This window comes from Sphingobacterium sp. UBA5789 (assembly GCF_002418355.1).
Classification (GTDB): domain Bacteria; phylum Bacteroidota; class Bacteroidia; order Sphingobacteriales; family Sphingobacteriaceae; genus Sphingobacterium.
In genome coordinates this window covers 45881-71771 of the sequence record NZ_DIDX01000003.1, presented here as the reverse complement: position 1 = coordinate 71771, position 25891 = coordinate 45881, and the positions used below count along the sequence as shown (strand labels likewise).

Genomic DNA, 25891 nt, shown 5'->3' with positions numbered 1-25891 from the left:
ATAGCCCATTTACATTAAAATAGCAATGTATTACTACGCAATCGTTGCCGGTATCGATTGCGGATTTATTCCCATGAAAACAGGACTTTTTTCATCTATTAATGAGTAATTTGGATTCACGCCAATCAAATTGTAAAGAAAAAACAACCAATTTAAGAATCCATTGCGATGAGGAATTTAGTGCTTTTTACGGTTATACTATTTACGGGACTTCAATATGCTGTTGCCCGATCCTATGATTATAGTGTTGCACAGGATGGCAGCGGACAGTTCAAAACAGTACAGGAAGCCTTGAATGCTGTACCTGATTTTCGCAAGACAGTCACCACCATCTACATCAAAAACGGAATTTATAAAGAAAAACTCATTTTGGCCGGATCAAAACAGAATGTCAGACTGATCGGTGAACAGGTAGATAAAACCATATTGACTTACGATGACTTTGCGCAACGTAAAAATACATTTGGAGAAGAAAAGGGGACTTCGGGCTCTTCGAGTGTATACCTGTACGGAGATGGATTTGTAGCAGAGAATATTACTTTTCAGAATTCTGCCGGCCCGGTTGGCCAGGCGGTAGCGGTATGGGTAGCCAGTGACCGTGCGGTTTTTTCAAACTGTCGTTTTTTAGGTTTTCAGGATACGCTCTACACCTATGGCAAAGGTAGCCGGCAGTATTACTACAACTGCTATATAGAAGGAACTGTAGATTATATCTTCGGATCTTCTACAGCCTGGTTTGAAGAATGTGAACTCTACTGCAAAAACAGCGGATATATCACTGCTGCTTCTACTCCTGATACAGTTGCCTATGGATATGTTTTCAACAAATGCCATATTACGGGCGACAAGGATACCAAACGTTTTTATTTGGGGCGCCCATGGAGACCGTATGCCAAAGTTATTTTTATGAATAGCCTGCTGCCGGCTTTTATTACAGAAGAAGGCTGGCATAATTGGGGTAAGGAAAGTAATGAACAAACAGTGTATTACGCAGAATATAATAATACAGGTACAGGAAGTTTGTCACAAAACAGAGTCAAATGGTCACACCAACTCTCTGAAGATGAAGCCCAAAAAGTAACTTTAGAGGCTGTTTTTAAAGATTGGAACCCTTTATTGTCTATCCGGTAGACAGCATTTACCGGTAACGATTGCATAGATTTCTCTTCAATTTTAATAGGAAACAACGTACACTTGCTATGAACAAACCAGTTATATATTTAGGATACCATATGATGATACAGATCAAAACAATAGTATTGGGTTTAAAGTTTGCGCTTCTGGGATGGTTTACACTCTCCTCATACGATTCAGCTCAAGCGCAGACAGCTCCTTCTTTACCTAGCATTAAACAAGTCAACATAAAAGCCGATACCATCAGTATTGTACGCTTTGGCGCTCAGGGTGACGGTATTTCACTGAACACGCAACCGATCAACAGAGCCATTGCAGAAACGAGTCAAAAGGGAGGCGGAGTCGTATTAATCCCTGCCGGTGTATGGGTAACAGGTCCGATAGAACTGAAGAGTAATATCAATCTGCATATACAGCGGGATGCTATTCTGCTGTTCACGGATGATTTTGATCAGTATAAATTAGTGGAAGCAAATTGGGAAGGTCAGCCGGCATGGCGTAACCAAAGTCCTATCTCCGGAAGTAATCTTGAAAATATAGCGATCACAGGGACAGGTATTATCGATGGTAACGGTGGTGCATGGCGAATGGTCAAAAAAAGTAAAATGACAGCCTCCCAGTGGAAAAAACTGGTGGAATCCGGTGGTGTACTGAATGAGGAGAAAAATATATGGTATCCTTCAGCAAGTTCGCTGAATGGTTCTAAAACAAAAAATCCAAGTGCTGTGGTACCGGGAAAGACTGCTGCAGACTATGCGGATGTTAAAGATTTCTTCAGACCTAACTTGTTGGTTTTGAACAACTGTAAACAGATTCTTCTTGAAGGAGTCACTTTCCAGAATTCACCGGCATGGAATCTCCATCCCTTACTATGTCAGGATCTGACAGTGCGCAATGTGATGGTCAGAAACCCATGGTATGCACAGAATGGTGATGGGATCGATATTGAGTCCTGCAAAAATGTATTGGTAGAAAACAGCACCTTCGATGTCGGTGATGATGGTATATGCATCAAGTCCGGGCGTGACGAAGCAGGTCGTCTGCGTGCTGTTCCTACGGAAAATGTTATTATCCGCAACAATGTAGTCTATCATGCGCACGGCGGTTTTGTAATCGGAAGTGAGATGAGTGGCGGAGCCCGCAACATCTGGGTATATGACTGTTCATTTATCGGAACAGACATTGGTTTGCGTTTCAAGACAACCCGCGGCCGTGGCGGTGTTGTGGAGAATATCTTTATAGATCGTATCAGCATGTTTGATATTCCGGGAGAAGCTATTCTGGTAGACATGTATTATGAAGCAAAAGATCCTATTCCGTTGATTGGAGACAAACAGGAAGCGGTCAAAGCCGTTACACTTCCGGTCACTGAAGCGACTCCGCAATTTCGCAATTTCAAAATCAAAGATGTTGTAGTGAACGGAGCCGAAAAAGCAATTTTCTTCAGAGGTTTACCGGAGATGAACATCAAGGGAATGAGTCTGGAAAATATTTCTATCAAGTCAAAAAAAGGAATTGAGATAATTGAATCGACAGATATAGAGCTGAAAAATGTAAAGGTTATCACACCTGAAACGAAACCGGTCGTGCATATTGACAATAGCCAGAATATCAAATTTTCGGCATTCAGTTATCCTGCCGGTTCAGAAACACTATTTCAGGTCTCCGGCGAGAAAAGCAAAAATATCAGCGTCTCGGGTACAGATGTATCTAAAGCCAGGCAGACATCAGATCTTAGTCCCGGTGTATCTAAAAATGTAATCAAAATAGCTAAATAGCAGCCTCAAGATGAAAAGATTATTCTTCTATATACAAGTCATTTTAATACTTCAGATACCTTCGGCATTTGCGCAAAAAGCTACTTCCGAGCAAATGGCCCTTACTGTTATCGACAAAATGTTTAAAGATGAAACTTTTGTCAATGAAAAGAAAGGTCCGAAATGGACATATGATCTGGGAGTAACCCTCGAAGGGATGACCGAAGTCTGGCGTAATACCGGAGATGGAGTCTATTTCAATTACATTCAGAACTGGATGGATCAATATGTAGATAATGAGGGTAACATCAGAAACTATAAACTTGCTGATCACAACATTGATAATGTAAAAAACGGCCGTACCTTGCTGATGCTGTATAAGGTAACACGAAAAGATAAATATTTAAAAGCTGCCTCTATCCTGTTTGATCAGCTCAAGGAGCATCCGAGAACCAAACAGGGTGGATTCTGGCACAAGAAAGTCTACCCCTACCAAATGTGGCTGGACGGACTTTATATGGGACAGCCTTTCTATACGGAATATGCCGTACTCATGAACAAACCTGAAGTATTCAATGATGTAGCAGATCAGTTCCGCTTCATGGAACAAAATGCCCGTGACCCGAAAACAGGATTGTTATATCATGGCTGGGACGAATCCCGTCAGGAAAAATGGTCTGACCCTCAGACCGGTCTTTCCCCTCATATCTGGGCACGGGGAATGGGTTGGTTTACAATGGCATTGGTAGATGTACTGGATAATTTCCCGGCAGATCATCCACGCAGACCGGAACTGTTAGCTATTTTGAATCGTACAACAAAAGCTATTGTTGATTTTCAGGACAAAAAATCCGGAGTCTGGTATGACATATTGAATGTAAACAGAAAAGAAAACTATTTTGAATCTTCAGCATCGAGTATGTTTGTTTACGGCCTTGCCAAATCTGTTCGTAAAGGCTACATTTCCGAATCCTACCTTCCTGCAGTTCGCAAAGGATATCAGGGATTACTGAAAGAATTTGTTACAACAGCAGGACCAGATCGTGTAGACCTGAACAAGACTGTAGCAGTATCCGGATTAGGTGGCTCCAAGAATTACAGAGACGGATCTTTCGAATACTATATGAGCGAGCCAGTCATTTCCAATGATCCTAAAGGTGTAGGACCCTTTATGCTGGCTGCTTTAGAGCTTGAATGGATCAATGCTCCGAAAAAAGGAAAGGGTAAAGTCGTCACACTTGACAATTATTACAATAATGAATACAAAGTAGAGCCTTCCGGACTGAAAGAACCTTACCACTACCTCTGGAACGGGGAAGATAACAATGGTTTCTCTTTTATGGGCAGAATTTTTAATCGTAGCGGCGCAATTACCAATACGTTAAGGACAGCTCCCGATGCACAGCAATTAAAAGGAAGCAATATTTATATTATCGTTGATCCGGATACAGAAAAAGAAACTGAAAACCCTCACTTTATGAATGAAAAAGAGGCTTCAGCTATAGAAAAATGGGTCAAAGCAGGTGGCGTACTTGTGCTCTTATTAAATGATAGTGGCAATTGTGAAATTGCGAAGTTCAACACACTATCCAAAAAATTCGGAATCACTTTTAATGAAGACAGCCGTAACCGCGTACAAGGCAAAAACTTTGAACAGGGAGCAATCCTGATTCCCAAATCAAATTCGATTTTCAAGACAACATCAAAAATCTACATCAAAGAAATTTCTACCCTACAGATTACAAAACCTGCTGTAGCCAATCTTACAGATCAGGGTGATATCATCATTGCTACTGCGAAATATGGTAAAGGTACCGTCTTTGCAGTGGGAGATCCCTGGTTTTATAATGAGTATATCGACGGACGTAAATTGCCTGCCGAATATCAAAACTGGAATGCCACTAATGATCTGGTAAACTGGTTAATCAGTCAATCAAAATAACAAAAGAGGACGTATGAAAAAGACTTTAGGAATACTGTTTATACTGATAAGTGCCGGCATTGTCCATGCACAGACCCAGACGGATAGTCTGGCAGATAAAATGCTGCGTTATCAGTTGCCTGTAGGAGCATGGTCTAAACAGCTCGCTGACAAATCCACAGTAGATTATTCTAAACCGATAGATAAATCTCTGGCCGATAAGATTCGCAAGACTACGGATCAGTATGCAACTATAGATAATAAAGCTACATCACGTGAAATTGAATATCTGATACAGGCTTACCACAAAACTAAAAATCCCAATTATCTGAAAGCGGTAGAAAGAGGTATAGAGTATCTGTTGAAAATGCAGTATCCAAACGGTGGATTTCCGCAGTATTATCCCAATGCCTCTCTTTACAGGGGTGAAATCACGTACAACGATAATGCGATGATAAATGCACTGGATATTCTTTACAATGTATCGAACAAACTTGAAGGGTATGAAGTGGTACGTTCCGGTCTTAGCAAACGGGCTCAAGATGCTGTAAAACGCGGATTAGACTGTATTCTGAAAACACAGGTCAGACAGAACGGAACGCTCACCATCTGGGCGGCACAATATGATCAGAATACGCTCCAACCGGCCAAAGCACGCAACTTTGAACCGGCATCGCTGAGCAGCAGCGAATCTATGGGAGTTGTCAAATTTCTAATGCGCTTTGAACAGCCTTCTGCAGAAGTAATCCAGGCCGTCAAATCTGCCAAGAAATGGTTTGAATCAAACGATATTGAGGGTTATCGTTTTGATTTCACGAAAGATCCTGCAACAAATAAACCTACCCGCCAGCTTGTAAAAGATCCGGATGCTGTGGTATGGGCACGTTTTTATGACCTGAAAGATAATCGTCCCATCTTCGGAGACAGGGATAATTCCATCAAATACAACTTGTCTGAAGTCAGTGAAGAACGGCGTAATGGCTACGCATGGTATGGCGTATGGCCGCTGAATTTTGTTCAAAAAGATTATCAAAAGTGGTTAAAGAAAAATAAGATAGAAGAATAAAAGAAAATACAATGATACTCAACAAAAGAAATTTAGAACATATACAGCATACCGAACTGGTAAAACCGTCGGCCAATCTTCTCGATATTCCTGAAAAAGTATTGCAGTTCGGAACAGGTGTATTGTTACGCGGACTGCCGGATTATTTTATTGACAACGCCAATCGTCAGGGTATCTTCAATGGAAGGATTCTTGTCGTCAAATCTACCAGTCAGGGTGACGTCGATGCATTTTCCACACAGGATGGTCTGTATACATTAGCTATACGTGGAATAGAAGAAGGCAATAAAATACACGAGAATATTATTAACTCATCCATCAGCCGCGTACTTTCTGCAGCAAACGATTGGAAAGAAATTTTGAAAGCTGCGCATAGCCCCGAGATGCAGGTCGTTTTCTCCAATACGACTGAAGTCGGGATTGTGATGAGTGAAGATAAAGTAACAGATATGCCACCATCCTCTTATCCCGGCAAACTGCTTGCATTTCTGTATGAAAGATTCAACGCTTTTGGCGGCTCTCCTGAGAGCGGAATGGTGATCGTACCTGCCGAATTAATAAGTGATAACGCAACCAAACTGCAACAGATCGTATTTGATCTGGCTGTACAAAATAATCTGGAAGAAACATTTATCAACTGGCTAAAAGAAAATAATCATTTCTGCAATACACTGGTTGACCGAATTGTACCCGGAAAACTTCCGCAGGAAGAGCAAGAGATATTGGAACAGCAATTCGGATATACAGATGAGCTGACTATCATGGCAGAACCCTTCCGACTCTGGGCTATAGAATCTCAACATCCCCGAGTTGCAGAAATACTTTCCTTTGCGCAAGCAGACAAAGGGATATTTATCGTCCCATCGATCAGCAAATTCAAAGAACTGAAGCTACGCTTACTGAATGGCACGCATACTTTAAGCTGCGCCCTGGCCATATTAGCGGGTTTTGAAACCGTTAAAGAGGCAATGCAGGATGAGGCTTTCACAGCTTATGTCAAGGCACTGATGGAAGACGAAATATCTGCAGCAATCCTGAGTAACAGTATTAGCCGTGAGGATACGGCTTCATTTGCGAATAGTGTTATAGATCGCTTTAGCAACCCTTCACTCGAACATAAATGGCAGTCCATAGCCATGAACTATACCTCAAAAATGGAGATGCGAAACCGGGAGCTGTTTGAAAAATGGTATCAAAAATATGAACATGTACCGCAACACATGGCTTTAGGTTTTGCTGCTTATCTGCTTTTTATGAACAGTAAAAGCACAAGCGATGGCTACTGTACAACTGTAGGAGAAAAGAAGTATATACTACAGGATGAACATGCTCCCCTGCTGGCAAGCTATTGGAACGATCCGGAAACACTGGTAGAAAAAGTCCTGGCAGATCCAAATCTATGGGGTGCTAACCTGAACAATTTACCGGGCTTTGCCGCAAGTGTAAGCAAACAATTGAATACATTAAAAAACAGCGGTGCAAAATCGGCAATCGAATCTTTACAGGCTGAAAAAACAATATAATAAAACATGGTAACCAGAATTTTAAAAATCCATCCCAATGATAATGTATTAGTGGCTTTACAAAATTTAGTCAAGGGAGAGACTATTATTTATGATGGAGAAAATTACACTTTACTCGATGATATTCCTGCCAAACATAAATTCTTTATGCAGGAAATGAATGCAGGAGATCCCATAATGATGTATGGCGTATTGGTTGGAAAAGCTCAGCACCATATCGGTAAAGGCGGATTAATGGATACTGAAAATACCAAACACGCTTCCGAACCGTATGAATATCGCCCCTACCATTACGAATGGCATGCACCAGACGTGTCTAAGTTTGAAGGTCGTACATTCAATGGTTATGTGCGTCCGGATGGTCGTGTAGGGACTGCGAACTACTGGTTATTCATCCCTACTGTATTCTGTGAAAATCGTAATCTGGATGTCATCCGCGAAGCCCTTCACAATGAACTTGGCTATGCTGTCACAGATAAATACAAGACCTATACACGTCATCTGGTAGAAGCCTACAAAAATGGCGCAGACCTGTCTGCTGCAGACGAATTGTCTTTGGCAGCCAGTCAAAGCAAGGCCGGACGTCTCTTCAAAAATGTAGACGGAATCAAGTTTTTGAATCATCAGGGAGGGTGTGGAGGGACACGTCAGGATGCAGCTGTACTCAGCAAATTATTGGCAGCATACGCAGACCATCCTAATGTAGCAGGTGTGACCATCCTCAGTCTTGGATGCCAGAATCTGCAGGTGAAGGATTTTTTAGAAGATCTCAAAAACCGTAATCCGCACTTTGACAAACCGATGTTCATCTTCGAACAACAGCAATCTCAAAGTGAAGAACAACTGATCAAGGAAGCTATCCAAAAGACATTTGTCGGACTCACTGAAGTTAATGAAACAGAACGTCAGCCGGCACCGGTAAGTAAATTGGTGTTAGGTGTCAAATGTGGTGGCAGTGACGGGTTCAGTGGCATCAGTGCCAATCCTGCAGTAGGATATACCTCAGATCTTCTCGTCACACTTGGGGGTACAGTACTGTTAGCCGAATTTCCGGAACTGTGTGGTGCAGAGCAGAATCTGATAGACAGAACTATTGATGAATCGGCCGCCCGCAAATTTATACAGCTCATGACAGCGTACAGCAATGCTGCGGAAAATGCGGGTTCCGGATTCCATATGAACCCCTCACCCGGTAATATAAAAGACGGCCTTATTACAGATGCCATAAAAAGTACAGGAGCAGCAAAAAAGGGAGGAAATTCTCCTGTTGTAGATGTATTGGATTACACCGAACCGGCCACAAAACCGGGACTGAATCTGGTCTGTACACCAGGCAATGATGTAGAAGCCACTACTGGTAAAGCGGGTTCAGGAGCAACGTTAATTCTGTTTACCACAGGATTGGGTACACCTACAGGTAATCCTGTATGCCCTGTAATAAAAGTCGCAACAAATAATGCACTTACAGCTCGAATGGGAGACATTATAGATATAAACACAGGTCCTATAATAGAAGGTGAAAAGACAATAGCACAAATGGGAGAAGACATTCTGGAGTACTGTATCAAAGCAGCAAGTGGTGAGATTATCCCTAAAGCTGTACTGCTTAATCAGGACGATTTTATCCCATGGAAAAGAGGAGTAAGCCTTTAATTTCTCCAGATACAGAACAACAAATATTAAAACATAAAAAGTATTACAACTTACTCAAAATGAAAAGCTTTCTAGATCAAAACTTTCTTTTACATTCAAAGACCGCTCAAGACTTATATCATAATTTTGCTAAGAATCAACCTATCATTGATTATCATAATCACCTGATACCTGAACAGATTGCCAATAATGCGTCTTTCGAAAATATCAGCCAGGTATGGCTAAACGGAGACCACTACAAGTGGCGTGCTATGCGTACCAACGGTGTCAATGAAAAATATATAACCGGAAATGCGTCTGATGAAGAGAAATTCAGAAAATGGGCCGAAACAGTTCCTTCGACCATGCGCAATCCGCTGTATCACTGGACGCATCTGGAATTGCAAAGATATTTCGACATTACGGATCTGCTATCATCAAAGACAGCAGATAAAATCTATGCAGAGACTGCTGCCAAATTACAGACACCGGAATACTCGGTAAGAGGATTATTGAAGAAAATGAATGTAGAAGTCGTCTGTACAACAGACGATCCGACTGACAGCTTAAACTATCACCAACAATTCGCCGCTGAGAAAGAGTCTTTCAAAATGTTACCCGCATTTCGTCCTGATAAAGCGATGAATAGTGATGACATAGAGGCGCTGAATGCATATATCAATAAACTGGAATCTGTATCTGACCTTTCCATATCCACCCTACAGGACTATCTGGATGCCTTGAAAAAACGTCATGATTTCTTCGCTGAAAATGGATGCTCTGTTTCTGATCATGGACTGGAGCAAATCTATGCAGAAGACTATACAGAACAGGAGATCGCAGACATCTTCGCTAAGATCAGATCCCGCCAGACCATCTCCTGTCAGGAAAATCTGAAATTCAAATCGGCTATGCTGATCTATTTTGCGGAATGGGATCATGAAAAAGGCTGGGTACAGCAGTATCATCTGGGAGCACTGCGTAATAATAACAGCCGTATGCTCAGCATACTCGGTCCGGATACCGGATGGGATTCTATTGGTGATTTTAGTCAGGCAAGAGCCTTATCCAAATTTTTAAACAAGCTGGATACACACGATAAATTAGCGAAAACTATTATCTATAACCTCAATCCTGCTGATAATGAGCTGATCGCTACTATGATCGGCAATTTCAATGACGGGTCTGTAGCCGGTAAGATCCAGTTTGGATCAGCCTGGTGGTTTCTGGATCAGAAAGATGGTATGACCAAACAAATGAATGCCCTTTCCAATATGGGACTGTTGAGTCGTCTTGTAGGGATGCTGACAGATTCGCGCAGCTTCCTGTCCTTTCCGCGTCATGAATATTTCAGAAGATTGCTGTGTGATCTTTTTGGACAGGATGTAGAAAACGGAGAATTGCCAAATGATATGGAAGAAATCGGAAAGATTATCGCTGATATTTCTTATTTCAATGCCAAAAACTACTTTAAGTTCTAATCCGGCATGATTGATCAAGATTTTCGTGGAGCAGGAAAAGGTAAGGTATTAAGTTTTGGCGAACTTCTGTTACGTATCTGTCCGGATGGAAATGGAATGTGGCTGGCCGAAAACAAACTTCCGTTTTACATCGGAGGTGCAGAATTGAATGTGGCTACTGCCCTGGCCCTGTGGGATGTTCCGTCTTCTTATCTAACAGCTGTACCCGATCATGCGATAGCACATGATATTGTCAATTCTGTATCCGGTATAGGTGTAGATATGGACCCGGTACTATTCTCAGGTGATCGCTTTGGTATATATTATCTTCCGAAGGGAAAAGACCTTAAAAATGCGAGTGTAGTATATGACAGAGCCAATTCTTCTTATGCAGAATTAAAACCCGGTGATATTGACTGGAATAGCGCTTTTGACGGCGTTTCCTGGTTCCATTTCAGTGCTATTTGCCCGGCTATCAGTCAGGACATTGCCGATATATGTCTTCAGGCAGTAAAAGCAGCTTCAGAAAAAGGAATTACCGTTTCCTTAGATCTGAATTACCGAAGTAAACTGTGGAAATATGGAAAAGAACCTTTGGAAATATTACCGGAACTGGCTCCCTATTGCACACTTATAATGGGAAATATTTGGGCTGCAAATAAAATGCTGGGTACAGCACTTCATGATTCGTTGACTGGAAGTACAGAATATGAAAGAGATATACTTCTGGAACAGGCAACAGAAACATCAAAAGAGATCATCGCTGCATATCCCAATTGTAAAGCTGTAGCCAATACCTTCAGATTCGATTATGGACAAGGCATACGGTATTATACTACACTCTTTACACAAGGAGAACTGACCGTATCCAATGAATATATTTCTATTCAGATATTGGATAAAGTAGGAAGCGGAGATTGTTTTATGGCTGGCCTTATCTATGGATTTTACCATCAGCTACCTGCTAAAGAAACATTATCTTTTGCAACAGCAGCAGCCTATGACAAACTTTTTATCCCTAGTGATGCAACGACCAGCAGTGTGAAGGATGTACTAAAAATGAAAACAGAAAATGAGCAATAAAAGACAAGTAGTACTGGATGCTATTCTTCAGCAAGGTATGCTTCCCCTGTTTTATCAGGACAGCGAAGAAGGCACCATAGCATTGGTGCGTGTACTGTACAAAGCCGGAATACGTGTATTTGAATATACAAACAGAGGAGATTTCGCCTTAAGTAATTTCAAAAAACTGATCGCTATCCGGGATCAGGAGCTTCCGGGATTATACGTAGGAATCGGCACAATCACCACTGCAAGGCAGGCGGAAGATTTTGTGACTGCAGGAGCAGATTTCCTGGTCGCCCCTACCATCAATCCGGAAGTAGCAGCTATAGCACAGAAAAATGAACTGTTATGGATTCCGGGATGTATGACACCTACAGAGATTAGTCTTGCACAACAGCATCAGGCAGCTCTTATTAAAATATTTCCGGCCAACATACTGGGTCCGGAATTTATTTCTTCGATTAAGGATCTGTTCCGCGGGCAATTATTCATGCCTACCGGAGGTGTTGAACTACAAGCTGACAACCTTCGTAAATGGTTTAAATCAGGGGTATGTGCCGTAGGCATGGGGAGCAAACTGATCAGCCAGGAAGTCATGGAAAAAGGATTGTACAATGAATTATATGATAAAACGGTATTAGCGCTGAAGCTGGTACAAGAAAGTAAATATTAAACCTAACAACCATTATGAACCAAATAAAAGCAGGCAAGTTTCGCTGGACAATATGTATCCTGTTGTTTTTTGCTACGACGATCAATTACTTAGACAGACAAGTGCTTTCATTAACCTGGAAAGACTTTATAGCTCCGGAATTTCACTGGACCAATAACGACTACGGAACTATTACCGCTTTATTTTCTATTTTCTATGCCGTCAGTATGTTGTTTGCAGGACGGTTTGTAGATTGGATGGACACAAAAAAAGGTTTTTTATGGGCCATTGGGATCTGGTCTTTCGGAGCCATACTACATGCTTTCTGTGGTATTGCGACTTCTGGAATAGTAGCAGGAGAATGGTTTGTCGGGTTTCATGGGGCAAAAGAAGCTATTTCAAAAATAAACGATGTTGGTCTGATCATTAATGTCAGTGTAACCCTGTTTATCTTTGCCCGTTTCTTACTTGCGGTAGGCGAAGCCGGAAACTTCCCCGCAGCGATTAAAGCGACTGCAGAATATTTTCCGAAAAAAGACAGAGCTTTATCCACCAGCATCTTTAATGCCGGTGCTACTATTGGAGCATTGGCAGCTCCGATTACAATACCTGTTATCGCTGCAAAATGGGGATGGGAAATGTCATTTATTATTATCGGAGCTTCTGGTTTTGTATGGATGGGTTTCTGGTCATTTATCTATAAAAAACCCGAAGTACACCCTAAAGTAAATGCTGCAGAACTGGCCTATATTCAGCAGGACACACTTGCTGATACTGCTGCTGGTGTAGTGGAAGTGAAGAAAGTATCTTTTAAAGATTGCTTCAGACACAAGCAGACCTGGGCTTTTGCCTTTGGCAAATTTATGACAGACGGTGTATGGTGGTTCTATTTATTCTGGATGCCAGCCTATCTCAGTGAAGTTTATAATATCAAATCCTCTGATGGAGAAGGGCAATTAGCGATCTTCATACTCTATGCCATTACCTTATTATCTATCTATGGCGGATACCTTCCTACAGTATTAGTGGAGAAAAAAGGCATGAACCCATACGAAGGGCGTATGAAGGCTATGCTCATTTTCGCCTTCTTCCCATTATTGGTTTTATTTGCTCAGCCATTAGGACATTTCTCTTATTGGTTCCCTGTGATTCTTGTAGGGATAGGCGGTGCCGCACATCAATCCTGGTCGGCTAATATTTTTTCTACAGTCGGCGATATGTTTCCTAAAGCAGCCATTGCTACCATTACCGGGATAGGAGGACTCGCCGGAGGAATAGGATCATTTTTTATCAACAAGATTTCAGGATGGTTATTTGATCATGCAGAACAAACACATATGCAATTTCTGGGCTTTCAGGGTGCTGAAGCAGGATATTTTATAATATTTTCTTTTTGTGCCATAGCCTATCTTATTGCATGGATAGTGATGAAGGCTTTGGTTCCTAAAATGAAAATCGTAAATTTCTAAAAATAAAGAGTATTTCACACCATTAATTTCCATATGACGAATACCCCATATAAATAAAAATATATTAATCAACCTTTAAATATTATGTCCTTAAACCTAGAAGACATATTCCTTCAGGAGGAAGATATTCCTGACGAGTATGCACTGCAAGAGCAGATTGACCAACGTGAATATCTCTCCAACGGAGAGATGAAAGCCTGGAATGGCCCTGTCAATGAAGTCTTTTCACCCATCTGTGTCAAGACCAAAGATGGCTTGCAGCGAAAGCGTATTGGCAGTTTTCCCGTATGTACGGAAAAAGAATCTCAGGAAGCCCTGGATGCTGCTGTAGCCGCATATGACAACGGCAGAGGTCAATGGCCGACAATGAGTGTTGCTGACCGGATCACCTGTGTAGAAAACTTTACACATAAGATGATCGAACAGAAAGATATCGTCGTCAAACTGATCATGTGGGAAATCGGTAAATCGTACACCGATTCCGTAAAAGAATTTGACCGCACGGTAGAATATATCTATGCTACGATAGATGCGTTAAAAGATATAGATCGCCAATCATCAGGTTTCACGATCGAACAGGGGATTATCGCGCAGATACGTCGTTCACCACTGGGAGTGGTACTTTGTATGGGACCATTCAACTACCCGTTGAATGAAACCTTCACGACGCTGATTCCTGCACTCATTATGGGTAATACGCTACTCTTCAAACCGCCTAAGCATGGTACACTTTTACACTATCCTTTATTGGAAGCATTCCGATCCAGTTTTCCTAAAGGAGTAGTCAATACCATCTATGGACGTGGTAATAATATTGTTCCCGGGCTAATGCAGTCCGGTAAAATTAATGTACTGACACTCATAGGATCCAGCCGTGTAGCGGACGAACTGAAAAAGCTGCATCCAAAAGTAAACCGTCTCCGGGCTATTCTCGGACTTGATGCCAAGAATGCGGCTATCATCACCAAAGATGCTGATCTGGATCTTGCGGTATCCGAGACTTTATTAGGTTCTCTGTCCTTCAACGGTCAGCGTTGTACAGCGATTAAGATCGTATATGTACATCGTAGCCTTGCACAGGAATTCCTGAAAAGATTATCTGCAGAAGTATCCAAATTAAAATACGGTATGCCATGGGAAAAAGGGGTTGCACTTACTCCTCTGCCGGAAGTTGGTAAACCGGCTTATCTGGAGTCCTGTATTGCAGATGCGATAGCCAATGGAGCCAAAGTTGTCAATGAACACGGAGGAGAGACCCTGGAATCATTTGTATATCCGGCGATTGTATATCCGGTAAATCATGCCATGAAGCTGTATCGAGAAGAACAGTTCGGTCCTATTATTCCTGTGGTGCCTTTCGATGATCTGGAAGAGCCTATAGAATATCTGATCGGCTCCCCACATGGCCAACAGGTTTCCATATTCAGCAACAATGCCTCTGTTGTGTCATCTCTTATAGATCCCTTGGTCAATCAGGTGAGTCGTGTCAATATCAACTGCCAGTGTCAGCGCGGCCCGGACGTCTTTCCGTTCACAGGACGAAAAGACAGTGCCGAAGGAACGTTGTCGGTAGTCGATGCACTTCGCTCCTTCTCTATCCGTTCATTAGTAGCCACCAAATTCACCGATAGCAACAAAAAGCTATTCAATGAAATTGTAAGCGAAAATGAGTCTAATTTCCTAAGCACGAAGTATATCTTCTAATATTTAATTGTTTTAAAAATCAGAGCCTCGTTTACGATTGTAGACGAGGCTCATTTTTTGTTTATAAAAGCAGAAATTTACTACCGAAGTGCAGTTGCAAGCGTAAGATTTAATTCCCGTATGCCATCAACTACCAGCTTCGCAAGTTGCTCTGCTCCTTTGGGTGATAAGTGCGTATTGTCCTGAATACCCTTCGGGTAATTCTCATGGCCCGGAGGCAGATGATTAAATAAGGAAACAGATCCTTCCTCTCCTAAACGGGAAAGTAAGCTATTTGTTTTAATTTGAATATCAATTAGAGGCACATTTAACTGTTTTGCCACCGCACGGGTTGCATCAGGGTAACCGCCATGCGTTTCAACCAGCTTGCCATTTATCCAGTTTCGGCGTTCTATAGGAGTCAACAGTACCGGAATAGCTCCTTTCTGACGCGTCTCTTCCACATACTCTGTAAGGTTGGCCTTAAACTTTTCCAGAGAAGTACCTACAGTAGGTTTATGAATTTTTTCATCATTGTGCCCGAATTCGATAAACACATAATCTCCGGGTTTTATCTTTTCCAATACCAGTCTCCAGTGATTGACCACTGTATGAGATTTTGTATTATAATCATGCTTAAAGGAAGCCGTGCTACGCCCGTTCAAAGCTCTGTTATCAACAATCACCTCCTGCTCATTAAACAGTTCCTGCAGCTTCATCCCCCATCCGGTTTCAGGGTAAGTTTTAGCCGTCTTATTTGCAGCTGTAGAATCTCCGATAATGTAAAGTGTAGCAGGTTCCTTCTTGGAAAAAGCATACAAACCGATGATCACAGCGGTCAGAAAAATGACCGATAATCCTTTTTTTAGTTTACAATAATTCATATTAACAGATACTAATCTTTTCTTTAAGCAATAAACAGATAAAGGAATATTCGATATACTGAATACTCCTTTAAAATTTAAAATATGGAATCTCTATTTAATCCAGCGCGGATCTCCTACCCCATTTCCCTTAAGTGTATTGTTACTGATTGTAAAATCACCGTTTGCAGCATTTGCAAAGCCCGGATCCAGGCTTGTTCCATTGGCATCTACTTTAACAGTCCCCGATGAGGTAACTTGCAGACTCGTAGCATTGAAATAGTTATTTCCACTCAATGTCGTAATATTAGTCTGTGATTGATTGGCTAATAAACCTACTGTACCTGTAACTATATTCTTAGTAAATGAAATACTGTGATTTGCCGCCGGAATACGTACATAGAAAAACCTTCTGCTGGATGCATTGGCCAGTCCGACCAATGTATTATTACTTACCGAAATACTAACTCCACCAGCCGGATATACATTAGTACCTGCCGCATCTATACGAATAAATTCTCGGTCAGCAACCCCATAAACTGTATTATTAGTAAAAGAGATACTTAATGGAAATCCGGTACGGAAATCAATAAACTCTCCGCTGTTTCCATAATTGCGGAAGATATTGTTATTCATCTTCAGTGCTGCAACAGTACTGGATGAAGTTCCTGAGGTATTCATAATAATGATGCCCGCTTTATAGTTTCGTATTTCACTGCCTTCGATAATGATCTCTCCGTACACACCGTTACCTACAGTGATTGCATTATTCAGATTATTCCCACCATCAACAATTACATTTTGAAATTTCAAAGCCGCCCCTGCTGACAAGCTAAAACCTACGTTGTTCAACACCGGCTTTTCCGATACGCGTGCAGCCACAATTGCAACAGGCTTGGATAATGCCAGTGACACACCTGTAGCTCCTACAAAATCATAATTACCTCCTGTCAGAGCAAAAGTTTCTCCTCCCTTGGCAGATGCAATTCCAGCTGTTAATTCTGCCACGGAAGTCACCAGAATAGCATCTCCTATATCTATCCCTGTTTTAAAGATCGCTGTGCCTCTTGTTTTTGTTCCATTCAGCAATATCGCACTATAGCTCGTCTCCGGAATCAGGCCTTCAATCAATGCCGAACCTTTTGCTATCTCATCCGCTGTAAGGGTCCGCTGAATATTGCCGGGAGAAAGACTAATACTGGTAACTGCGGCAGCTGCAGGCCAGCTCAATACCACAGATTTAGCTGTAATAGTGGCCAGATCCACCGGATTAAAGATCTGTTCTGAAGCAGTCTTTAATATTGTTGACACCCACTTTGAATCTTCCTTGCCAGTCATAGTACCTTTAACACGAATATAATATTCCGTATCTCCGGACAGACCGGAGATAGTGTATGGCAATTCGCCGATTTTAATATTATCAATGGTCTTAAAAGGAGTTCCTTCGAAAGTTGCACTTTCAGACAACTCAACCGTATAGGCTTCTGCATTGATTGCTTTTGTCCAGGTCAATACAATAGATGTCTTACCATCCAGAATAGCTGTTAATCCTACCGGTGAAAAAGATTGATCTGTGTCCAGGGTTTTGATCACTTCCAGAGAATCTTTGGAACAACCCGATAAAGAGAGGGAAATCCCTAAAACTCCGTATATAGCGTATTTTTTTAAATGTACTTTCATAATATCTAATCTTTAAAACAGTTAGAAATTGTAACCACTATTTGTCAGTTGTCCGTTACTCGCCTCAATAAAGAACTGCCATATAGGCCAGAATTGCTGCATATTCGGGTCGCGTAGGAACATGGCATCCCAATAAGCTACCTGATCATTGTCTGCAGCCAGCTTCCACGTTTTAGAAGTCCCGTATGTAGCGCCTATTGCATCTGTTTCTCCTGCTTCCAGGCCATAGATACCGACAGATTCACCATCTGCCAATGTCTTATAATATACATTTTTAGGATAGCTTGCATATTTGCCCTGACGATTTTCCAGTAGTTGCAGTTTTTGTTTGGCTTCATTAAGCTTGGAAGAGAGCAGATTCCAGCGGATCAGGTCTCCCTTTCTCAGCATCTCTCCTGTAAATTCTAAGGAACGTTCGTCAACAATAGCATTAAAAAAGGCTTCTTTACTCACTGTTACAGCAGACATATATGCCGTTACTTTTTCCGGATGTGTCGGGAATGCACGATCCCGGATCATTTTGAGATATGTAGCAGCAGCCTGCGGACCATCCAACTCATTTACAGCTTCTGCAGCCATAAGAACCACATCTGAATAACGCATATACATCCAGTTGAGCCCGTCATCATTAGTAGACGTTACTACCCGCTTCATCCATTCATAACGATATTTTCCAAAGTACCACTTATTCAGATTTGTAGGCACCTGTTTACCATTGGTCCACTCATAAGGTACTACAGATACAGCACGTCTTACATCATCCTTATCATACTCATACCACATAATCGGATTCGGACCATTTGTACCGCCTTTATTCTGCATAGTATACTTATCTGTAGTCGTATGTTTGACACCCAGATCAAACAATACACGCCCGCGGCCTTCTGAAAACGGTATTTCCCACATTGACTCTTTACCTGCCAGATTCGTTTCCTGACATAGCGTCCTGAACACTTCCTCAAACCCTAAAAGTCGCAATGAACCGCTATTGATTACATCCAGGCATTCTTCTTTAGCGATCTGATACATCTTTGTACGCTCCAGATCCGGATCACGGCTCAGGCGCACTCCATCTGCATGCTGTGCATACCCACCTGCAGCAAGCGCTATACGCGCCCGCAATCCTTTTGCAAAAGCCTTGTTAACTTTCTCCACAGACTGAGTCTTTGTGTTCCCGTTAGGCCATGGAAGATAATTTTCGGCTTCTTTGAGGTCGGCCAGTATTTGTTTGTAAATAACATCCCGGTCACTTCTCGGAACATACGTATTAGCAGACGTCAGGGGTTCAAATCGCGCTGGCACATCACCCCATCCTTTTACAAGATCGTTGTAAACCACAGCACGCAAGACCAGCACTTCCCCAAGAATCTGAGCCAATTGTGCATTATTCTCAATATTTCCATATGTACGTAATCCGCGGATAGCCAGATTAGCACGTTCAATAGCCTCGTAAAATTTAGCCCAGGCATTATTGTCCGTATTCATCTGCGTATTATTTGCATTCGTCTGATAATTGGCTAACAAACTTTTTTCATCAGTCGTATTTTTCAGTGAATTTCCCACCTCATTATCGGTATTAATACCATAATAAACAAGGTAACGTCCACGATATGAATTTGTCTCTCCGAATGACTGTAAGATTCCTGCCACAGCACCCTCCGCCAGTACAGGCGAAGAGAAAATAACAGACTCATCCATCGCAGACTGTACAGGTGCATCCAGAAGTTTATTACAAGAGACCAGAGAAGTCCCTAATACTGCTGCTAATGCTATTTTATAAAATGTCTTTTTCATTTCTAAATATTTTTGATCATTAATTGATGTCAATCCTTAGAAGCTCAGATTTACTCCTACCACATACAAGCGACTCTTAGGATAAGCAGAATAGTCTACCCCTGGTGTAAGTGCAGATTGTCTTCTGGTAGATACTTCCGGATCAAAGCCACTGTAATTTGTGATACGAAACAGATTATACCCTGTACCGTATATACGCAGATTCTTTACTTTGACTTTTTGCAGCAGATCACTTGAAAATGTGTATCCTAATGTCAATGTGCCTAACCGCAGGAATGAACCATCTTCTACAGCCCAGTCACTGAAGATAAACTGTTTGGTAAGTGGCGACCACAGCGTTGTACTCGCATTCATGGCTGCAAGCTGAGCAGGATCATTACTGATCGTCCCGTCAGGCAACAGATTCGTCCAGCGCTGCCCTTCTTCCATAATAGAGATCATATTACGGGAGTGATACTTACTGGTCTGTGTATATTCAATCTTATTGGCATTATAGATATCATTACCAAAACTCCAGTTGAAGAGTGCGGTAAGATCAAAATTCTTGTAACGTGTATTGATTGAGAAACCTCCGGTATGCTTAGGGTTGGCATTACCAATTATCGTCTTATCGTTTTCATTTATTTTACCATCGCCATTGAGATCTTCCAGTTTCATAGATCCCGGACGGATCGTCCCAATTACATCATTAGCAGTAGCGACTCCGTCTTTGAGTGTCCATATACCTTTTGCAGCATCATAGCCGGTAAAATCAGATACCTCATATCGACCGGCTGACTTATAGCCATACATCTGCCCGACAGCAGCGCCCGGTTGTACCCAGTAATCTGACCCGATCTCTGTAGAAGCCCATCTCGAAGGCCAGTTAATCGCATTCAGAAGTCCCAGAGAATTAACACGGTTTCTGTTGAAACTGATGTTTGCCGATACGTTGAGATCAAAATCTTTAGATTTGACAGCAGCCCAGTTTAAAGCAACTTCAATACCTTTATTCTGCGTTTCTCCCATATTACGGTACTGGCTGTCATATCCCACTCCTGCAATAGGATAGTCTATCAGCAGATCTTTCGTTTTATTGAGATAAGCTTCTACTGTACCTGTTACACGGCTATTAAATAAACTAAAGTCTAATCCCAGATTTCTGGTAATAGTTGTTTCCCACTTCAGATCCGGATTGGACATGATCTTAGAAGTAGACCAGAAACTACTGTATCCGTTAATCCATGAGGTCGGTGTAACAGTAAAGGTCGGATCGATCTGTCCCGTAGGAATGTTGTTATTACCTGCGGTACCGTAACTCAGTCTTAGTTTCAGATCATTCAGCCAGGATTTCGATGCATCCATAAATGCCTCATCTGAGATTCTCCATGCTCCGGAAACAGAAGGAAAATAGCCCCACTTATTACCCGGACCAAATTTAGAAGAACCATCAGCACGGAAGGTAGCACTTAGCAGATACTTCCCGCGAAAATCGTAGTTAGCACGACCGAAGAAAGATAATAAGATATCATTTGCGTTGAAAAAATTTTCGGTAGAAAAGGGTTTACCCTGAGCGGTTAGTTTTCGGGCTTGATCAAAAGTAAAGGTAGACGGAAATCCGTGAACTGTATTCGTCAGTGCATTGGATTTAGTAAAAATATATTCCTGACCCAGCAATACATTCAGATTGTGATCCTTATTAAGCAGGCTTTTGAAATCATAGTTCAGCGTATTTGCTGTTCGGATAGATTGTCTTGAGATCTTGGATAAGATTACAGCCGGCAGATTTTGATTCTTATCTTCCGGTGTATTTCGCACATAGTAGGTCGTTTTGCCATAAAAACGATCATTGGAATTATTTCCGTCATCAAAGGTAAAATCTGTCTTAAAACGTAGATTATTTACGATTTCCCAACCTATACTACCATTTAAATTGTAACTGCGACGCTTCTGAAGCTGATCATTGTCAGCGATAAAAGTCAGCGGATCAAATAAATTAAACCCCTCATCGGTCTCTTCTGAATCTGTTAAGCCCTGAACAGGGATACCCGGATATACCATTACCGCTTTCAAACGCGAATCTGCAGATGATTTTTCATTCTGCTCATTAGCACCTCCCCCGTCAATCTTCATATCCGAAAAACGGAAACCAAGATCCAGTGTTACGCGCTTATGCAGCTTATGATTGAGCTTAAAATTGATATTCTGACGATTATATCCTGAAGACACCATAATAGCCTTATCCTTGATAAAATTATGACTAAAGCTGTACTTGGTCTTCTCACTACCACCACTCAGACTCACATTCTGATTAAAAGTATTACCTGTACGACCAAATACAATATCCTGCCAGTCATTCGTCGCCACTCCGTCATACAGATCTATATCCTGCCAGTTGCCAAAATATTTGGTATAGGTATCAATACTCTTGGTTAGTAAAGCACGCTCATACTGCCACTTGGCATAGTCCAGCGGCTGCAATACATCCAGCGTATTCGCAATGTTACGAACACCCCCAAAAGCATTGTAACTCACAGAAAATTTCCCTGTCTTGCTCGTCTTGGTCGTTACAATAATAACACCATTTGCACCTCTTGAACCATAGATTGCAGTAGAAGAAGCATCTTTCAGGACATCAATAGATTCGATATCCGAAGGTGCAATATCAGCGATAGTTGTCACCGGAAATCCATCCACAATGTAAAGAGGCGAGTTATCTCCCGTGATAGAGCCCCCACCCCGTACACGTACTGTCATTTCAGCATCTGGTGATCCTTCCGTACTGGAAATATTCACACCCGAAAGACGTCCCTGTATAGCTTCCAACGCTGAAGCGACCGGAGCTTTGGAAATCACGTCTGCACTCACAGAAGCCACAGCTCCGGTCAGATCCTTTTTCTTGACGACTCCATACCCCACATTGACGGTCACTTCTTCCAGTGCATTAGTCACACTCTGCAGAGAAATGTTGAGGGTTGATTCAGATTTGAAGGGAACAGATTGTGTGGTATAGCCCACATAGGAAAATTGAAGTGTCCCGCCCTGAGCCGGAACATTAATTTTAAAATTCCCCTTACTGTCAGAACTGGTACTGACATTGGTACCAAGAACTTTTATACTGACTCCGGATAACGTTTGACCCGAGTCATCAGCCTTGATCGTACCTTGCAATTGTCTGTTTTGGGCAATAGAAATCCCTATCGACAGACAAAAAGCAGTTAATAGCATAAGCACTTTACTCATAAGTGATTAGTTTGAGTTAATAGATGTTATTATTTTTTTTAATAAGAAGAAGGCAATAGTTACGGTTATCTGTCTAATTCTTATAATCGGTTATCATATCACAAAAATGCGAAGTAAATTCCAGTAGAAGCCGTTTTTGGGCCAAAAGTTATGCAATCGTTCCCGACATCGATTGCGGTCACAAAATAGGAAATCCCGTTTTGCTGTAATCTTGCCAACATTGCTTATATTTGTTAGGAATGAAATTTGAAAACTATACGATCAAGGATATTGCGCAGGCACTTAATCTATCTACTTCTACGGTCTCCAGGGCACTAAGAGATAGCTATGAAATTAGTCCGGAAACCAAGAAAATCGTATTAGAATATGCCGAAAAAGTAAACTACCGTGCCAACCCTATAGCCAGAAGTCTGAAAGAAAAAAGAAGCTATTCTATAGGGATTGTACTCAGTGAAATTGCAAACAATTTTTTCTCTCAGGTTATTAATGGAGTAGAGTCTGTTGCCTATCAGAAGAACTATAATGTGATGATCTCCCAGACTCATGAATCGGCTGAAAGAGAAAAACTCAATGTAGAATATCTGAGTTCTAGATCCGTAGATGGATTGCTGATAGCCTTAGCTTCCGAGACAGAAGATATCTCGTACCTAAGAAAACTATATGAAAGAGGGTTTCCTATCGTGTTCTTTGATCGGGTGCCGGAAGATTTCGATACGTTCAAGGTCATTGTCAACAATTACAAAGGAGCTTTTGCGGCCACAGAACAATTGATTCTGTCCGGAAAAAGAAAAATTGCGCATCTCAACAATGCCAAAAATCTTTCTATCACACGGGAACGGTTAAAAGGCTATCAGGATGCATTGAAAAAATACCATATTCCCTTTAATGAAGATCTGGTAAAACATTGTTTATACGGAGGTATGAATCTCAATGAACTGGAAAATGTTGTAGATGAACTTTTAGAGCAGAATTTCGATGCCATATTTATATCAGGTGATCGTCTGTCTACCGGTTTCTTACTGGCTCTCAAAACCAAAAATCCGGAATTGGCCAATAAAATTGCGATATCAGGCTTTACCAATTCAAATGTCGTGAGTCTCTTCTCCCCGACCATGAATGTTGTCAGACAACCTGCAGTAGAAATGGGTAAAATAGCGACAGAGCTGCTTATCAAAATGATAGAATCCAATTACCCTATTGAGGAATTCGAAACTATTATACTACAGACAGAATTAATCAAGGCCAACTAAGAATAAAAGCCTTACTATAAAAAATCCCGATACAATTCGATTGTATCGGGATTTTTTCAGCTAAGCACAAATTTAGTCCACTGTATTGAGTTGTATTGGCAGCGTATACATTACCCTGACCGGTCTCCCGTTTTGAACTCCGGGAGTCCATTTCTGATTGTATTTTTTTAACACAGCCAGTCCAGCTTCACCTGTTCCATATCCCAGATCTTGTGCAATTTTGAAATCTGTCAGTGAACCATCTTTCTCCACAACAAAAGTGAGTAGTATTTTACCATTTACACCTGATTTCACGGCTTCACTTGGATACTGATAATTATTCCCGATAAACATCATAAATTTCTGAAAACCTTCTGTCGGCTCCGGACCTTTTTCAACTTTCGTTAAAACTATATACTCATCTGGAGGACTAGGTACTCCTGCTTTTGGAGAAATATCCCTTTGTTCTGTTTCGGTATTTTGTGTGGCACTGGCAGCGACTAATCTCAAAGGCACTGTATAAGCAACCCTTACCGCTTTACCATTATTTAATCCCGGCTTCCATTTCTCCGCCATTTTAAGTACTCGTATAGCTTCTTCTCCTGTACCATAGCCCATATCTTTTGTAATTTTAAAATTTGACAGAGATCCATCTTTTTCCACGATAAAAGCTACCGTCACTATCCCATTTACTTTATTGTCAACAGCAGCTTTTGGATAGACATAGTTTTGCCCTATAAATGTCATAAAGGCTTTCATTCCCCCTGGAGGCTCTGGAAGAACTTCCGCAGTCTTTACGACCGGCTCTTGCTGTTGTGTAGGTTTCTTATCCTCTACATCTACTTCCTGTCTCTGAAAACTGGGTGCCTCCGGTAGAGGAAGATGCACATCCATTACCTTAGATACCAGATCTGTCTTGACAACATCTAATGTTTTATTAAAGGCTAATGCTGTAACTCCTAAACCAACGGTTAAAGGAAGTAGCAACACGTATTTTATCCTATTGATGGATTTTGATCTGTTCTGAAATAACATCATAATTCTTTTCTTTAAAAATGATTGATTAGAAAACTCATGAAACATTACATGAGCGGGCACGCTCATTGCGTTCGCTACCAATACTTCAGCATAGGAACGCTTGTCCTGTCCGGAGCAGATTTGATCAGCAATGCATTCGTGCTGAAATTTTAATTCCTTAATATAAAAGTATAGTACAGGGTTGAACCAGTTGAAAATACGGACAATCTCTACAAACAGGATATCGTAAGTATGTCGTTGTTTCACGTGGACATCTTCATGTGCATAGATCAGAGAAGCATTTGCGACTGCATCACCAACATAGATCTGTTGCAAAAACGAAAAAGACATGTTCGGATTTTGCTTTTTGAATAATCTGAAAATACGCAGTAATCTGATTAGAAAATACACAACGGCCATACTTACAGTTACCCAATACACCACAATCACACTAAATGTGAGAGGTTTAGGATTCAGCACAATGACGTCTCCCTGCACAGCGATCATATTCATTTTGATTACAGGAATAATATCGGCAGCATATACGCTATCGGAAAAATCCATAAACTGCAATGCGGGTATAATCAGGGAAACTAATAATGCTCCTATCAGATAAACTCTGTTCCACTGAAAAAAAGTAAGCTTTCTTAGTAGCAGGTAGTACAACATATACAATACCAGCATACTACAATTGGCCATAATCAGGTAAGTCATCATAATACTT

At 41.4% G+C, this 25891-nt stretch carries 17 protein-coding genes; 12 read left to right on the top strand and 5 right to left on the bottom strand.

The genetic code is table 11. The features are described 5' to 3' along the window. Positions 1-168: 168 nt before the first annotated feature. The 11 genes from B4B65_RS06505 to B4B65_RS06455 all read left to right on the top strand — a co-directional run bounded on the left by B4B65_RS06505 (position 169) and on the right by B4B65_RS06455 (position 15383). Positions 169-1131: a pectinesterase family protein gene (locus B4B65_RS06505; protein ID WP_293914445.1), complete on the top strand. Its 963-nt coding sequence runs from the start codon at positions 169-171 to the stop codon at positions 1129-1131. A 68-nt stretch (positions 1132-1199) separates the two neighbouring features. Next, positions 1200-2912 (top strand): glycoside hydrolase family 28 protein, encoded by a 1713-nt coding sequence (locus tag B4B65_RS06500; protein WP_293914443.1) that lies wholly within the window; start codon positions 1200-1202, stop codon positions 2910-2912. 10 nt (positions 2913-2922) lie between these two features. Then, complete coding sequence (locus B4B65_RS06495) at positions 2923-4833, top strand: glycoside hydrolase family 88 protein (RefSeq protein WP_293914441.1); 1911 nt, start codon at positions 2923-2925, stop codon at positions 4831-4833. Between the two features lie 13 nt (positions 4834-4846). Next, the gene (gene pelA, locus B4B65_RS06490; RefSeq protein WP_201680492.1) at positions 4847-5878 is read left to right on the top strand and encodes a pectate lyase; all 1032 of its coding nucleotides are present in this window, start codon (positions 4847-4849) and stop codon (positions 5876-5878) included. Positions 5879-5889: 11 nt separating this feature from the next. Continuing rightward, positions 5890-7401: a tagaturonate reductase gene (locus B4B65_RS06485; protein ID WP_293914438.1), complete on the top strand. Its 1512-nt coding sequence runs from the start codon at positions 5890-5892 to the stop codon at positions 7399-7401. 6 nt (positions 7402-7407) lie between these two features. Then, entirely contained in the window at positions 7408-9054 is a 1647-nt protein-coding gene (locus B4B65_RS06480; protein WP_201680494.1) for a UxaA family hydrolase, read from the top strand. Between the two features lie 59 nt (positions 9055-9113). Further along, entirely contained in the window at positions 9114-10514 is a 1401-nt protein-coding gene (gene uxaC / locus B4B65_RS06475; protein ID WP_293914436.1) for a glucuronate isomerase, read from the top strand. Positions 10515-10520: 6 nt separating this feature from the next. Continuing rightward, positions 10521-11576, top strand: a complete 1056-nt coding sequence (locus tag B4B65_RS06470; protein WP_293914434.1) for a sugar kinase — start codon at positions 10521-10523, stop codon at positions 11574-11576. Next, the gene (locus tag B4B65_RS06465) at positions 11566-12231 is read left to right on the top strand and encodes a bifunctional 4-hydroxy-2-oxoglutarate aldolase/2-dehydro-3-deoxy-phosphogluconate aldolase (RefSeq protein WP_293914432.1); all 666 of its coding nucleotides are present in this window, start codon (positions 11566-11568) and stop codon (positions 12229-12231) included. Before B4B65_RS06470 ends, B4B65_RS06465 begins: the two co-directional genes overlap by 11 nt. Before the next feature lie 14 nt (positions 12232-12245). Next, positions 12246-13679, top strand: coding sequence for an MFS transporter (locus tag B4B65_RS06460; RefSeq protein WP_293914430.1), 1434 nt, complete (start codon positions 12246-12248; stop codon positions 13677-13679). Between the two features lie 84 nt (positions 13680-13763). Further along, complete coding sequence (locus B4B65_RS06455) at positions 13764-15383, top strand: NADP-dependent glyceraldehyde-3-phosphate dehydrogenase (protein WP_293914428.1); 1620 nt, start codon at positions 13764-13766, stop codon at positions 15381-15383. Between the two features lie 80 nt (positions 15384-15463). On the opposite strand, the gene B4B65_RS06450 is transcribed toward B4B65_RS06455, so the two are convergent. From B4B65_RS06450 to B4B65_RS06435, 4 genes are all read right to left on the bottom strand, one after another. Next, positions 15464-16246: a rhamnogalacturonan acetylesterase gene (locus tag B4B65_RS06450; protein WP_293914426.1), complete on the bottom strand. Its 783-nt coding sequence runs from the start codon at positions 16244-16246 to the stop codon at positions 15464-15466. Between the two features lie 93 nt (positions 16247-16339). Continuing rightward, positions 16340-17905: a DUF5123 domain-containing protein gene (locus B4B65_RS06445; protein WP_293914424.1), complete on the bottom strand. Its 1566-nt coding sequence runs from the start codon at positions 17903-17905 to the stop codon at positions 16340-16342. Between the two features lie 21 nt (positions 17906-17926). Then, positions 17927-19699, bottom strand: a complete 1773-nt coding sequence (locus B4B65_RS06440; RefSeq protein ID WP_293914422.1) for a RagB/SusD family nutrient uptake outer membrane protein — start codon at positions 19697-19699, stop codon at positions 17927-17929. Positions 19700-19735: 36 nt separating this feature from the next. Then, positions 19736-22921, bottom strand: coding sequence for a SusC/RagA family TonB-linked outer membrane protein (locus B4B65_RS06435; RefSeq protein WP_293914420.1), 3186 nt, complete (start codon positions 22919-22921; stop codon positions 19736-19738). Between the two features lie 239 nt (positions 22922-23160). On the opposite strand from B4B65_RS06435, the gene B4B65_RS06430 reads away from it, so the two are divergent. After that, positions 23161-24171 (top strand): LacI family DNA-binding transcriptional regulator, encoded by a 1011-nt coding sequence (locus B4B65_RS06430; protein WP_201680504.1) that lies wholly within the window; start codon positions 23161-23163, stop codon positions 24169-24171. Between the two features lie 72 nt (positions 24172-24243). Here B4B65_RS06430 and B4B65_RS06425 read toward each other — a convergent pair whose 3' ends face one another. Continuing rightward, entirely contained in the window at positions 24244-25884 is a 1641-nt protein-coding gene (locus tag B4B65_RS06425) for a M56 family metallopeptidase (protein ID WP_293914418.1), read from the bottom strand. Positions 25885-25891: the final 7 nt, after the last annotated feature.

Excerpts from the sequence above, each read along its gene's own strand:
- B4B65_RS06455 (WP_293914428.1), top strand. The coding sequence starts at position 13,764 with ATGTCCTTAAACCTAGAAGACATATTCCTTCAGGAGGAAGATATTCCT.
- B4B65_RS06500 (WP_293914443.1), top strand. The coding sequence starts at position 1,200 with ATGAACAAACCAGTTATATATTTAGGATACCATATGATGATACAGATC.
- B4B65_RS06450 (WP_293914426.1), bottom strand. The coding sequence starts at position 16,246 with ATGAATTATTGTAAACTAAAAAAAGGATTATCGGTCATTTTTCTGACC.
- B4B65_RS06485 (WP_293914438.1), top strand. The coding sequence starts at position 5,890 with ATGATACTCAACAAAAGAAATTTAGAACATATACAGCATACCGAACTG.
- B4B65_RS06480 (WP_201680494.1), top strand. The coding sequence starts at position 7,408 with ATGGTAACCAGAATTTTAAAAATCCATCCCAATGATAATGTATTAGTG.
- B4B65_RS06425 (WP_293914418.1), bottom strand. The coding sequence starts at position 25,884 with ATGATGACTTACCTGATTATGGCCAATTGTAGTATGCTGGTATTGTAT.
- B4B65_RS06440 (WP_293914422.1), bottom strand. The coding sequence starts at position 19,699 with ATGAAAAAGACATTTTATAAAATAGCATTAGCAGCAGTATTAGGGACT.
- B4B65_RS06495 (WP_293914441.1), top strand. The coding sequence starts at position 2,923 with ATGAAAAGATTATTCTTCTATATACAAGTCATTTTAATACTTCAGATA.
- pelA (WP_201680492.1), top strand. The coding sequence starts at position 4,847 with ATGAAAAAGACTTTAGGAATACTGTTTATACTGATAAGTGCCGGCATT.
- B4B65_RS06445 (WP_293914424.1), bottom strand. The coding sequence starts at position 17,905 with ATGAAAGTACATTTAAAAAAATACGCTATATACGGAGTTTTAGGGATT.
- uxaC (WP_293914436.1), top strand. The coding sequence starts at position 9,114 with ATGAAAAGCTTTCTAGATCAAAACTTTCTTTTACATTCAAAGACCGCT.
- B4B65_RS06430 (WP_201680504.1), top strand. The coding sequence starts at position 23,161 with ATGAAATTTGAAAACTATACGATCAAGGATATTGCGCAGGCACTTAAT.
- B4B65_RS06505 (WP_293914445.1), top strand. The coding sequence starts at position 169 with ATGAGGAATTTAGTGCTTTTTACGGTTATACTATTTACGGGACTTCAA.
- B4B65_RS06470 (WP_293914434.1), top strand. The coding sequence starts at position 10,521 with ATGATTGATCAAGATTTTCGTGGAGCAGGAAAAGGTAAGGTATTAAGT.
- B4B65_RS06460 (WP_293914430.1), top strand. The coding sequence starts at position 12,246 with ATGAACCAAATAAAAGCAGGCAAGTTTCGCTGGACAATATGTATCCTG.
- B4B65_RS06435 (WP_293914420.1), bottom strand. The coding sequence starts at position 22,921 with ATGAGTAAAGTGCTTATGCTATTAACTGCTTTTTGTCTGTCGATAGGG.
- B4B65_RS06465 (WP_293914432.1), top strand. The coding sequence starts at position 11,566 with ATGAGCAATAAAAGACAAGTAGTACTGGATGCTATTCTTCAGCAAGGT.